Origin of the sequence: Ralstonia pickettii (assembly GCF_000607165.1) — a bacterium.
Taxonomy (GTDB): domain Bacteria; phylum Pseudomonadota; class Gammaproteobacteria; order Burkholderiales; family Burkholderiaceae; genus Ralstonia; species Ralstonia holmesii.
The window spans coordinates 901,733-913,775 of sequence record NZ_JFZG01000024.1; the positions used below are offsets into that span (position 1 = coordinate 901,733).

General features: G+C 64.6%; 11 protein-coding genes. 10 read left to right on the forward strand and 1 reads right to left on the reverse strand.

The genetic code is table 11. The annotated features are described in order from the left end of the window. Positions 1-186: 186 nt before the first annotated feature. Complete coding sequence (locus BG83_RS0121600; protein WP_024978681.1) at positions 187-1,593, reverse strand: collagen-like triple helix repeat-containing protein; 1,407 nt, start codon at positions 1,591-1,593, stop codon at positions 187-189. Between the two features lie 489 nt (positions 1,594-2,082). Here BG83_RS0121600 and BG83_RS0121605 point away from each other — a divergent pair, with 489 nt between their 5' ends. From BG83_RS0121605 to BG83_RS0121650, 10 genes are all read left to right on the forward strand, one after another. Then, the gene (locus BG83_RS0121605) at positions 2,083-3,207 is read left to right on the forward strand and encodes a collagen-like triple helix repeat-containing protein (protein ID WP_024978682.1); all 1,125 of its coding nucleotides are present in this window, start codon (positions 2,083-2,085) and stop codon (positions 3,205-3,207) included. A 569-nt stretch (positions 3,208-3,776) separates the two neighbouring features. Continuing rightward, positions 3,777-3,956: a Flp family type IVb pilin gene (locus tag BG83_RS0121610; protein WP_024978683.1), complete on the forward strand. Its 180-nt coding sequence runs from the start codon at positions 3,777-3,779 to the stop codon at positions 3,954-3,956. Between the two features lie 92 nt (positions 3,957-4,048). Further along, positions 4,049-4,513 (forward strand): A24 family peptidase, encoded by a 465-nt coding sequence (locus tag BG83_RS0121615; RefSeq protein WP_024978684.1) that lies wholly within the window; start codon positions 4,049-4,051, stop codon positions 4,511-4,513. A 64-nt stretch (positions 4,514-4,577) separates the two neighbouring features. After that, on the forward strand, positions 4,578-5,081 hold the full coding sequence (locus BG83_RS0121620) for a TadE/TadG family type IV pilus assembly protein (protein ID WP_024978685.1): 504 nt from the start codon (positions 4,578-4,580) through the stop codon (positions 5,079-5,081). Between the two features lie 52 nt (positions 5,082-5,133). Then, positions 5,134-6,063: a Flp pilus assembly protein CpaB gene (cpaB, locus tag BG83_RS0121625; protein ID WP_024978686.1), complete on the forward strand. Its 930-nt coding sequence runs from the start codon at positions 5,134-5,136 to the stop codon at positions 6,061-6,063. Continuing rightward, entirely contained in the window at positions 6,056-7,420 is a 1,365-nt protein-coding gene (locus tag BG83_RS0121630; RefSeq protein ID WP_024978687.1) for a type II and III secretion system protein family protein, read from the forward strand. The genes cpaB and BG83_RS0121630 overlap by 8 nt, the downstream gene beginning before the upstream one ends. Positions 7,421-7,429: 9 nt before the next feature. Beyond that, complete coding sequence (locus BG83_RS0121635; protein ID WP_024978688.1) at positions 7,430-8,773, forward strand: AAA family ATPase; 1,344 nt, start codon at positions 7,430-7,432, stop codon at positions 8,771-8,773. After that, on the forward strand, positions 8,770-10,125 hold the full coding sequence (locus BG83_RS0121640) for a CpaF family protein (RefSeq protein WP_024978689.1): 1,356 nt from the start codon (positions 8,770-8,772) through the stop codon (positions 10,123-10,125). The genes BG83_RS0121635 and BG83_RS0121640 overlap by 4 nt, the downstream gene beginning before the upstream one ends. After that, on the forward strand, positions 10,118-11,044 hold the full coding sequence (locus BG83_RS0121645) for a type II secretion system F family protein (RefSeq protein WP_024978690.1): 927 nt from the start codon (positions 10,118-10,120) through the stop codon (positions 11,042-11,044). The genes BG83_RS0121640 and BG83_RS0121645 overlap by 8 nt, the downstream gene beginning before the upstream one ends. A 9-nt stretch (positions 11,045-11,053) precedes the next feature. After that, positions 11,054-12,043: a type II secretion system F family protein gene (locus BG83_RS0121650; protein WP_024978691.1), complete on the forward strand. Its 990-nt coding sequence runs from the start codon at positions 11,054-11,056 to the stop codon at positions 12,041-12,043.

Below are 12,043 nucleotides of genomic sequence, written 5' to 3' on the forward strand. Positions count from 1 at the left end.
GGTGCTTTACAACAAGACACATAGAGGGAGCGTTCACGCAACGCAACGGCCCAGGTAAATACTGGGATGCGTCGATGCGTGGCAGCCAGCCCAGTGACGATGCCGCATTGCGCGGCATCGATGCGTTTGAAACGCGACAGCGGCGGACTGGCGTGATAGCCGGTCCGCCGAAGCCTCGATCGTGGATCAGCGGGGCGTGCCGCCCAGTGCGGTGCCCACCGTGCCCAGCAGACCGCCCACCGCGCCGGTAACTGGTGCCAGCGGAGTGGCCGCACCGGCCGACGTCAGGCCCGAACCCACCGTAGTGACCACGTTGCCGGCCGGGGCCGTGATCGTGCTGACGGGACCCAGCGGGTTGCTGGCACCGCCTGCTGCGCCGCCCAGGCCACCTAGTGCGCTCGTGATCGGGGCCAGCGGGTTGGAGCCGCCAGCGCCGCCGAGACCACCCAGTGCGCCGGTGATCGGAGCCAGCGGGTTGCTGCCGCCCGCAGCACCACCCAGGCCGCCCACCAAGCCCGTAATCGGAGCCAGCGGGTTGGAGCCACCAGCGCCGCCAAGACCGCCAAGTGCGCCAGTGATGGGAGCGAGCGGGTTGCTACCGCCCGTGCCGCCACCCAGGCCGCCCAGCAAGCCCGTAATCGGAGCGAGCGGATTGCCACCCGATGCCGTCGGCGAATAGACCGCGCCGCCCAGTGCGGCAACCGTGTTGCCCGTGGCCGTCACCACGCCACCGAGACCGCTCACCACCGGAACGTTCGCTGCGGAGAGTGCAGTGCCGCCATTGGCCACCGCGCCGCCAATCGTGCCCAGCAGCGTGTTTGCCGGCGAACCGAGGCCCGTGGCAGCGCCCAGCGTCTGTGTCCCGCTGGTGATCTGCGAAGTCAGCGGCACGATGGCCGTGCTCAGTTGCTGCGTGAGTTGTTCCACCGGGCCGGTCGACAGGGCCGAGCCCAGCGTGCTGCCGCCGTTGGCAACCGCCTGGCCGACTTGCGTGACCACGCCTGCCAGCGGTGTCGTCACCGGAGCCAGCGGCGCCAGCGGTCCAGTGCCAAGGTTATTGACCAGCGTGCCGGCGCTCGTGACCGTGTTGCCTGCGCCGGTCACCACATTCCCGAGGCTGGAAACCGTGGTGCCCACCGGATTGGCGTTGCGGCCGATGCTACCCAACCCGTCTTGAATGCCAGTGCCCAGTGCCGAGACTGTCGCGCCGGCATTTTCGACCACGCCGCCCAGGCCACTTTGCACGCCGCTCAGTTGCGAGGGCAGCGGTGCGGTAGCGATGGTACTGCCCAGGCCGCTCACGGTCGAGCCGGCTGCCGTGACGATGCCGCCTGCATTGTTGAGGACAGCGCCGGCCGGGGTCAGCGGCGCAGGTGCCGGAGTCGGACTGGGGGACGGCGAAGGCGAGGGCGAAGGCGACGGGGAGGGGGACGGCGAAGGCGTTGGTGTTGAACCGCTGCCGTTGTTATTCGAGCCGCCGCCGTTCGACCCACCGAGCGAGCTGCCCAAGTCGCCTGAACCGGAGCTGGCGCAACCACCCAAAACCAACAGGCTTGCCATGGTGGCGGCCAGGCACTTGATGTTCTTATTCATGATGGATCTCCCGTTTTAAAAAGTCCGCTTAAGTCAGCTGGAAAAGGTCTCACTGTCGATGTGAGGTGGCCGGACTCTGCAAACGGTGTGCCATGTCATGGTTATTACGCAATGCGTAATGAGGTGTGTGAACTTGCCGCGTTTAGCTCAATAAAAATGGAGGAATTGTGAAAACTAATCAGAATATGGGATTACATACCCCACCAAAGTAGGGGTTAAACGTTTGTTTCCAGGGTTATGTCTGAGGGAAATGTGTTCCCGTGTCACGTTACGTCGTAACGCTCGGAACACGGATTTGGGTGGGGAACAGTCCGCGTTCAGGGTGGGGTAACACCTGGCGCGGTGCCCACAAAACCAATAACCACGCCGTCCTTTGAAAACTGAATCGGGCTTCTACCGCGCCTGGCATGCCATTTGCAGAATGTGGCCCGCAGTCCGCAATACCGAGCTCAGACATCAAGACACATCATTCCAAGAAGGGGACGGACCATGACTCACATTCGACACTCCATTCGCATTGCGCCATTGGCCTGCGCTGTCGCTGCTCTGATGCTGGCGGCTTGTTCTTCGGGAGGCTCCGGCTCGGGCAGTTCGCCGAATCCGAGCCCAAGCGACACGACGGGCGTGACGCCCGTTGGCAAGGTCGCAAACGGCACCGGCAACACCGTTGTGGCGACCGGCCAGGCAGTCAGCAGCCTCGGCTCGACGCTCCAGAACGCGAACATTCCCGGCCTGTCGGACCAAGCCAAGGCAGGCCTCGGCGGCACCGTGGACAACACTGGCAAAGCGGTTAGCGATCTCGGCCTGGGCATCCAGACCGGGCTCGGCAAGATGGGCCAGAACCCGAACCCGATCGGCACGACGGTGGCCAGCACCGGCAATGTCGTGACGGATCTCGGCCAAGCGACCGTAAGCGCCGGCTCCCTCGTGCAGGGCCTCGGCCAAGGCTCTGGCGCACCGCTCGCCCCGATCACCCAGCCTGTGGGCGGCGGCGTTCAGCAGATCGGCCAGGCGCTGATCGGCGGTGGCACGCTGCTGGGCAGCGCGCTGTCTTCCGGCGCGGTTCAGCAGGTGACGCAGCAACTGAGCACGGCGATCGTGCCGGTTACCACGCAGGTCAGCGGCGCCACCCAGATGATTGGCGATTCGACGGGCCTGGGCGGCGCCTTGAACAACCTGCTGGGGACCGTTGGCGGCGGCGTGGCCGGCGCCGGCAACACCATCACCGGAACGGGCGTGCCGGTGGTCTCGAACCTGGGCCCGGTGGTGACTTCACTCGGCACCACGGTCGCGGCAATTGGCGGCGTTGCCACGACCGGCGGTTCGGCGGGCAGCAATCCGCTGGGTGGTCTGATCGGCGGCGTGGGCGGCGGCACTGGCGGCACGAACCCGCTGGCGCCGTTGACTGGCCTGCTGGGCGGCGCATCTGGCGGCTCCAACCCCCTGGCTCCTGTCACGGGTCTGCTGGGCGGCGCTGCCGGTGGCAGCAATCCGCTCGCCCCCGTCACCAACCTGCTGAGCGGCGCGACCAGCGCGGCCGGCGGCGCATCGGGCAGCAATCCGCTGGCCCCTGTTACCAACTTGCTGGGCGGCGTTGGCAGCCTGGCGCACTGAGCAGTACCTGTCTGTGCTCTTGAAGGTGCGCGGGCGTGTTCCCGTCGCTCGCGCATCCTTTTTTTGCCTGGACAGAAATGGGGAGCGTTCAGACCGGCCCCGAGGATTAATGGGAAACCCATCCAGATAATTGATCTAGTCTTAGGATCATTAGGGGATTTCCATTAGTTTTCAGAGGGTTGGCACGTCTTTAACGAAATTAAATAGAGACTTCACTCTAATTTGGGGCAAGTACCTCAATTGAGTTATTTTGTTTGCGGCACCGCACGCCTATAAAGTTGTTACGGGGTGTTACGTGACATACGTGACATGACCGAAAAAAATGAATGCCCATGGGGGGCGTGTGGTGATCATCGGGCGTGTTCGGGACGCTTCGTTCGGTGATATTTGAATTCCGTTCCATTAGTGGAACGGCGCGAACAGCGATTTTTTTTGCTGGTCGTGTCATCGCAGTAAATCCCCATGCGTTTAATTCGCTATTAGTCAATATGAACTGGCTACGGTTGGAGCGCCGAAAGCTGGTCGGGATCAACACATCCGCGGGCGAGTGCACAAACAGGAGAGAGATCATGAAGAACGCCATTCTGAAGTTCATCCGTGACGAACAAGGTGCCACCGCCGTCGAGTACGGCATGATCGCTGGCCTCATCGCAGCAGCGATCGTGACAATCGTGTCCACGCTCGGTACCAAGCTTGAGAGCGTGTTCGCGTCCATCTGCCAAGCCGTCAACAAGAACGTGGCTTGCTAGCAACCTGGTACGGCCACGTCGATACGCCAGGCTGGGCAGCGGTCGTAGTTCTTTCATTGGTTGCAATTGCGCAGGATTTCCGTGCAAGACGTGTGCCGAACTGGCTCGTCGCTGCGGGAGTTGTGCTGTCTGTCACCCTGATCAAGTTCGGCGGGGTACAGGCGCTTGCCTATGACTGGCAGGACTTCTGGCTCGGCGGAGCGATCGCGTTTGCCTGCTTTCTGCCGCTGTACGCCCTCGGCTGGATGGGTGCCGGCGACGTGAAGTTCTTCACTGTCGTCGGCCTGCTGGCAGGCTGGCATGGCCTTGTGGCCGTATGGCTTGTCTCGAGCATGATTTCCGGCCTGCATGCGCTCGCCATCATGGTGTTACGCCAGTTCGACGCGTCGTCGCCACCTGCATGGATCGTGATGCGCGTGTGCCCAGCGATCGTGCGTTGGGACATCGCTCAGGCAGGGCGCCGCGGCATCCCGTACGCCGCCTATATGGCAATCGGGTTGCTGAGCCTGCCATGGGTGCCCCCGGCGATGCGCATGCCATGGCTGCCGGGCATGTAGTTCAGACAGTTGAAGCGTTGAACAAGAGCCGCCAAGCGGCCAGCCTATAAGAAAGGAGTCGGCCATGCCGACATTGCAACGGGAACGGGAGGGTGCTCGCATGCACCCGAAAGTCCGCACGCATGCTGGCCGCTGCCCCCGGCGGCAAGTCAGTCGTGGCGCGGCTTCAGTCGAATTTGCCATCGTCGTGCCGGTGCTGCTGGTGCTCATGCTTGGCATCGTGTACTACGGCATGATCCTCGCCATGCAGCAGGCGCTGACCCTGGCGGCGGAAGAGGGCGCACGCGCCGCGCTCCGCTATCAGCCTTCCAACACGCAGCGCGTGGCGGCTGCCTATGCGGCCGTGACGTCGGTACTCCCCGCCTTCCTTACCGGGCGGGTCCAGACCAATCAGAACAGCACCCCGCTTGTGAACTGCCAGAACGTGGCGGGCATGCAATGCCTGAGCGTGGTCCTGACGTTGCCCGTGACCTCCGGCAATAGTCCGTTGCTGCCTTCGATACCCCTGTTGCCCGCACCGGACACATTGACGGGCTCTGCCGTCGTGCAGCTGGTGCCTGGCTCCTGACACGTTTCAGTTCGCTGACCCTCTCGATCGACCGCTACGACACGCCGCCCAGATGACCAGCAAACACCTCCAGATCTTCGCCGCCGCGCTGTTGCTGCTGGCTGCCATTCTTGGCGCCGTGGCATGGAAGACGGCGCATCGCCCGCCGGCGCCCGTGGCCGAGCAGAAAGATGGCAAAACCGTCTATCCCGTGGTCGTGACCACGAAACCGCTGGAGGCGGGCAAGCCCATCACCGCAGACCAGGTGGCCATTGAGCAACTGCCCATCAATCCGGCAGAGGCGTTTTCGGACGTGACGAAAGTGGTCGGGCGTGAACCCATTCTGCCGGTCGGCGTCGGTGTCCCGTTGATTGCCTCGCAGCTGTCGTCGGGCCTTGCGCAGCAGGTGGAGGCCGGGCAGCGCGCGGTCGCCATCAATGTGGACGAGGTGATTGGCGTGGGCAACCGCGTCATGCCGGGCGACTACGTGGACGTGTTTCTCGTGATGCGCAAGGACGGCCAGGAGGTTGAAGCCAGCCAGGCGCGCCTGCTGTTGCCGCACCTGCGCGTGCTGGCGTTTGGCCCGCTGGCCGTCAATGAAGGGGCGCAGAAGCAGCCCGAGAACAACGGGGTGACGCGCAAGGTCGATCAGGCCAAGACGGCCGTGCTGGCCGTGCCGGTGGAGGCTGTCAGCCAACTGGCGATGGCACATCAGAGCGGTCGTCTGCTGCTGGCGCTGCGCAACCCGGGGGACGACGCCGAGCCGACCGTGAAGCCGCAGGACGCCGCCCTGCTGGCGGCCGCCAACCGCAATCCGATGGATGTGGCACAGGCCGGCGTGTCGATGGCCAGCCTGACTGGCTCGACGCGCCGCTCGCCGGTGCTCCAAGTGCCGCCGCTGCCCGTGGTGGCATCAACGCGCGAGACCGCACGCGCCAATACAGTCGCCACCGGCGGCGTAGAGATCATCCGCGCAGGAAAACGTGAGGAGCAACATGACTGATGCCGCCATGGTTCGCGGTTGGATGGGCGTACTCGCGTTGGGCTGCGCCGCCTTCGTGTCGAGCGCATTTGCCGAGACGGCACCGACCGGCCAGACGCTTCATCTCCTGACGGGCAGCCAGCGCGAAATCCGCCTGGGCAAACCGCTCGAGCGCATTGCCATCGGTAACCCTGAGATTGCCGATGCGCTGTTGCTCAAGGGGCGCGGTACGGCCACGAGCGTTTTGATCATCGCCAAGAAGCCGGGTGCGGCCAACGTCATGGTCTGGACGCAAGGCGGCGTTGCGACGACTTACAACGTCCAAGTGGACGCCGCGGCGCCGCTGCCGGGCGATCCGGCCGTGGTTGCGCAGGGCGATACCGCCGTCGTTTCAGGTCAGCCCAAGGATGTTTACGCACTGGCTCGTGCGCGCCGCTCGGCCGCCGCAGCCAGCGGCGGGGAAAAGCCCAAAGACGGCAACGTCATCGACACCACTTCGATGAACGTGCCGGGCACGGTGCAAGTCGACGTGCGTGTGGTGGAGTTCAGCAAGACGGTGCTCAAGGAAGCGGGCTTCTCCTTCACCCGCACGCGCGGCGGTTTCAGCTTCAACACGTTCTCGCCGTCATCGCTGACCAAGTACACGTTCGGCTCGACGGGGTTGTCGACCGAGTCGACCATGCCGATCGGCTCCGCGTTCAACCTGCTGATCGGGTCGGTCAGCAAGGGACTCTTTGGCAACCTGAGTTTGATGGAATCGAACGGCATGGCGCGCGTGTTGGCCGAGCCAAGCCTGGTTGCCCTGTCCGGCCAGAGCGCCAACTTCCTGGCCGGCGGCGAGATTCCGATTCCCGTGCCGCAAGCGCTGGGGACCACCACCATCGAGTACAAGCCGTTCGGCATCGGGCTGACGGTCTCACCGACGATCCTGTCGGAAAACCGCATCGCCCTGAAAGTGGCGCCCGAAGCGAGCGACCTGGATTTCAGCCGAGGCATCACGCTCAATGGCGCAACGGTGCCGGCCATCGTTACGCGCCGTGCCGATACAACCGTTGAACTCGGCGATGGCGAGAGCTTCGTCATCGGTGGGCTGGTCAGCCGATCGACGCTGTCCAACGTCGACAAGGTGCCGTTCCTGGGCGACGTGCCGATCATCGGGACGTTCTTCAAGCGCCTGAACTACAACCAGGAAGAGCGCGAACTGGTGATCATCGTCACGCCGCATCTGGTCAAGCCGATGGCACGCAATGCGCCGATCGACAAGATGCTGCCGGGACAGAACGGCGGGCAGGATCGCGATACCGCAGGCGACCCCGTGTGGCGGCCGTTTGCTCTGGGGGTGGCAGATCGGGCCACCATGCCCGGGTTCTCGAACTAAGGGGCCGGCATGGATTACTTCCTTCTGCACGGCGGCGCGCGTGGCGGTATGCAGGGCGACGCCCAGGCGGCAGGTGTGCACCGCTGGCTGGCTGGGGCGATTCGTGAACTGGGCGTGCTGGTGGCCGAAACGACTGGCCACGACGCGTTCATCGAGCAGATTGGCGCAGTGAACCCAGAAGTGGTGTTCGTGCGCTTTGCCTCGTCGCCCACGCTGATTGACGTGCCAGATCACGACCAGAAGCTGGGCGAGGGGGCCGACGCGATCAACGAGGCGACGCAACTGGTCGCACAACTCACGCGCTTGTTTCCGGGCTTGCCGCTGGTGGCCGTGGGTTCCGCTGCCGATGGCCGCGCGATGCTGGCTGCCTTGCGCGCAGGGGTGAAGGATTTCGTCGATGTGGACGGCGCGCCGGCCGAGGCCGTGCGCGTGGTGCGTCGCCTGCTGGCGGAGCGCGCATCGGCTGAGCCGACCCGCCGTGGCCGCGTGCTGGCCGTGTTGGGCGCACGCCCTGGCGTGGGCGCCACCACGTTGGCCACCAATTTGGCCACGCTCGTGCGCCGCACGTCGGCCAGTGATGTGATGCTGCTCGATCTGGGCCAGCCGCTGCGCGATGGCGCGCTGTACCTGAACGTGCAGGCCAATTTCCATTTCGTTGAAGCCGTGCGCAACTTGCGCCGCTTCGACCAGGTGTTTGTGCAGACCGCGCTGTCGCGCCATCCGAACGGGCTTGCCATCCTGCCGCTGCCGATCTCGCTGGCCGAGATGCGTGACATTTCGTTCTCCGAAGCGCTCGGCCTGCTCAATCGGCTGCGTACGTTCTTCGACCTGCAGGTCGTTGACCTGGGCGGCTTCGGCAACATCGACTTCATCGCACAGATCATCAAGGCCGCCGACGACGTGATGCTGGTGACCGAGCAGAGCGTGGGCGCCATCGTGTCGGCGGCCGAGCTGATGCAGGAACTCAAGAAGCGCGAAATTGACCGCGACCACCTGCACCTGGCCATTTCGAAGTTCGACACGCGCCTGTCGTTGGACGCGGCGCAGATTGCCGAGCGGCTGGAAATTCCTTCGGTGCTGACTGTGCCGAACCGCCGCGAAGCGCTGGTGATCGCCTCCAACCAGGGAGCGATGCTGGCCGAGACCCACCCCACCGATGCCTATGTGCGTGCGCTAGCCCAGATTGCGCAGACGCTCGGCTATGCCCAGCAGAGCGAGCGTGCGTCGGGCGTGTCGAGCTGGGTCTCAGGCGTGAGTGCGCGGCTGGGCGGGCGCTTTGGCGGGCGCTCCAAACGCAAGTCGGCAGACGCCACTGAACTGGATATCGGTACCACCGAACGGAACGCGACATGACCCAACCCATCGAGTTCTCCAACCAGGCGGACGCCGGCCACGGCGTGTTTGCCGTTTCGCAGGCCTTCCAGGACATCAAGGAAGCCGCGCACGAACACCTGCTGACGCGCATCGAAGAACTTGGCGCCGAGTTCGGCCGTTGGTCGCGCACGGCCATCCAGCGTTTTGTCGATCTGGAAGTGGAAGGCTTCACGCGCATGCGCCGCATCCCCGTCAACGAGACGGAGGTGCGGCAGATTGCCGAGGCGCTGACGAAGGAGTTGGCCGGCTTTGGCCCCATCGAAGACCTGCTGGCCGATCCGGCGGTGGAAGACATTCTCGTCAACGGACATCTGGACGTGTACGTGTCGCGCCACGGCATTCTGGAGCGCATTCCGGTGCGCTTTGCCGATAACAACCACCTGCTGCGCATCGTGCGCCGCATCCTCGCGCCGATCGGGCGCCGGTTGGATGAATCGAATCCGATGGTCGACGCGCGCCTGCCCGATGGTGGGCGGATCAACGTGGTCATTCCGCCGCTCGCCCTGGAAGGGCCAGTGGTGTCGATCCGCAAGTTCCGGAAAGACCCGCTCAAGCCGGAAGACCTGCTCGGCCTTGGCACGATGAATGAAGAGATCGGGGCGCTGATCGAATCCGCTGTGCGCGCCCGATGCAACATCCTGGTGAGCGGTGGCACCAGCTCGGGCAAGACGTCGCTCCTTAACGCGATGGCGTATCACATTCCCGAGGCCGAGCGTGTGATCACCATTGAAGACACGGCCGAACTGTCGCTCAACCACCCGCACGTGGTGCGCCTGGAAAGCCGGCCGGGCGGCTTCGAGGGCACGGGCGTCGTCACGATTCGAGAACTGCTGCGCAACAGCCTGCGCATGCGGCCCGACCGCATCATCGTGGGCGAAGTGCGTGGCGGTGAAGTGCTGGAAATGCTGCAAGCCATGAGCACCGGCCACGATGGCTCGATGGGCACCATTCACGCCAGCAGCCCGCGCGAATGCCTCTACCGGTTGGAGATGCTGGCGGGCTTTGCCGGCTTCCAAGGCAGTGAGGTGAGCTTGCGCCGGCAGATCACCAACGCCATTGATTTCATCGTGCAGATCGGGCGGTTGTCCAACGGCAAGCGCCGCATCCTGTCGATCACGGAAGTGACGGGGCTCGGGGACAACATCATCTCCACGCAGGAGCTGTACCGCTACGAGCCCTACATCGGCCCGGACGGCGAAGAGGTCGACCGCTGGACGGCGCTCGGCCTGCAGCCGCATTCGCCCAAGCTGGCCCGCATGCGCAACAGCGAAGGCGGCGGGATGGACGGTGGCATGACCGGATTCGGCGGCGGAGGCCGTTTCCATGTCTAGCATGACGCTCTGGTTTGGTTGCCTCGCGCTGCTGCTGATGGGCGCATCGCTCATGCTGTGGGCGGAGGCCGTGCGCCGTCGCGAGCGCGAGGCATCGCGCAGCTTCGTGCGTGCACAGACCGAGCAGATCAATGCGCGTTATCAACCGAATGTGGAGCCCGTGCCGGCGAGCGTGCCCGATTCGCTGAATCGGGCCTGGCAGGATGCACTGCGCCGCGCCGATATCGAGCCGAGCCGGCGGTTTTACGTGGTGCTGATTGGCCCCGCGCTGATGATTGCGCTCGCCGCCTGGGCCGTGTCGAGCCTGCTTTCGGCCCTGACAGTGCTCGCGCTGTATGTCGTGATCGTTGCGTTCCTGTTTTGGAACCGCACCCGGAAGATGAACGAGCGCCTGCTGGCGCAATTGCCGGGCTTCCTCGATGGCGTGGTGCGGCTGATGAGCATCGGCAGCGCGGTGCCCGCGGCGTTTCAGGCGGCGAGTGCCAATACCGAGCAGCCGTTGCGCAACTGCCTGATCGCCATCACCCAGATGCAGCGCGCCGGCAAAGACCTCGACGCAGCGGTGCTGACAGTCGGCCAGCAGTACCGTGTGAACGAACTGGTCCTGCTGTCGTCGGTGCTGCGCTTGGCGTTGCGCTACGGCGGTCGGGCAGACATTGTGATGGAGCGCACGGCCGCATTCATGCGCGACCGCCAGCAAGCTCAGCGCGAGCTGTTTGCGCTGTCGGCGGAGACGCGGTTGTCCGCATGGATCATCGGGCTGCTGCCGATCGTGGTCGGCGGTGTCATCGTCATGTTCAATGCGGCGTACATCATGTCGATGTGGCGCGACCCGTTCGGCAAGACGTTGATTCTCACTGCCTTCGGCTTGGAAGTGCTGGGTGCGGTCATGCTGGCCAAGCTGGCGAAATCGGTCTGAGGAGGGCGCATGGACGACACCCTGATCACCCTCAGCCTGACCGCAGCGGCGGCGGGCGTGCTGGTATTCGGTGGGCTCGCGCTGCGTGCGACGCTCACGCGGCATCGCAGCGCGCGCAAGCTCGATACGGCGCTGTCAGACCTGCGTGCGACGGCGGCAAAGGCCCCCGCGGCCGCTGGGGCGCCAGTCGTGCCGCCCGCCACCAAGCCGCGCCCGCATGGCCCGCGTGAAGCCCAGCAGCTCCAGCAGCAGATTGCCAAGGTGGGGCAGCGTTGGATCGACACGGACCTGGGCCGCCGCATCGTGACTGAGGAAGACCGCAAGCTGCTCGAAGAATGCGGCTACTACGGCGAACACGCCCGCACCGTCTTTGGTGGCACCCGTATCTTGCTGCCGCCGCTGCTTGGCGTGTTCGGCGCATTGCATGCGTCATCGCTCCTGTTCGTGTTCGTGTTTGGCTTTGTTGGCATTGCACTGGGCTACCTTGCGCCGAAGTGGTTGCTCGGGCGTCGCAAGGAAAATCGTCGGCGTCGTATGGACGATGAGCTGCCGGTCATGGTCGACATGCTGCGGCTGCTGCAGGGTGTGGGCTTGTCGATTGACCAGAGCCTGCAGGTGATTGCGAACGAATTCCACAGCATGCTGCCCGTGCTGGCGGGTGAATTTGGCCGCGCCAACCAGCAGTTCGCCTCGGGCCGTCCCCGCGAGCAGACGCTGCTGCGCATTGCGCGCCTGTTCGACAACGAAGACCTGAAGGGCCTGATTACGCTACTCACGCAGGTGGACCGCTTCGGCGGCGCAGTGCAGGAGCCGCTGCGGCAGTTCGGCGGGCGTCTGCAGGAGAACCGCCGCGCTCGCCTGAAGGAGCGCGTGGGCAAGCTGACCGTGCAGATGACGATGATCATGGTCTTGACGCTGTTGCCCGCGTTGCTGATCGTCACTGCGGGGCCGGGCTTCATGGGCGTCATGCGCAGCCTGCAACATACCGGGGGACATTGA

What these genes read in the sequence shown, in the direction of transcription:
- BG83_RS0121610 (WP_024978683.1), top strand. Translation starts at nt 3,777, where the DNA reads ATGAAGAACGCCATTCTGAAGTTCATCCGTGACGAACAAGGTGCCACC.
- BG83_RS0121630 (WP_024978687.1), top strand. Translation starts at nt 6,056, where the DNA reads ATGACTGATGCCGCCATGGTTCGCGGTTGGATGGGCGTACTCGCGTTG.
- BG83_RS0121635 (WP_024978688.1), top strand. Translation starts at nt 7,430, where the DNA reads ATGGATTACTTCCTTCTGCACGGCGGCGCGCGTGGCGGTATGCAGGGC.
- BG83_RS0121605 (WP_024978682.1), top strand. Translation starts at nt 2,083, where the DNA reads ATGACTCACATTCGACACTCCATTCGCATTGCGCCATTGGCCTGCGCT.
- BG83_RS0121650 (WP_024978691.1), top strand. Translation starts at nt 11,054, where the DNA reads ATGGACGACACCCTGATCACCCTCAGCCTGACCGCAGCGGCGGCGGGC.
- cpaB (WP_024978686.1), top strand. Translation starts at nt 5,134, where the DNA reads ATGACCAGCAAACACCTCCAGATCTTCGCCGCCGCGCTGTTGCTGCTG.
- BG83_RS0121620 (WP_024978685.1), top strand. Translation starts at nt 4,578, where the DNA reads ATGCCGACATTGCAACGGGAACGGGAGGGTGCTCGCATGCACCCGAAA.
- BG83_RS0121640 (WP_024978689.1), top strand. Translation starts at nt 8,770, where the DNA reads ATGACCCAACCCATCGAGTTCTCCAACCAGGCGGACGCCGGCCACGGC.
- BG83_RS0121645 (WP_024978690.1), top strand. Translation starts at nt 10,118, where the DNA reads ATGTCTAGCATGACGCTCTGGTTTGGTTGCCTCGCGCTGCTGCTGATG.
- BG83_RS0121600 (WP_024978681.1), bottom strand. Translation starts at nt 1,593, where the DNA reads ATGAATAAGAACATCAAGTGCCTGGCCGCCACCATGGCAAGCCTGTTG.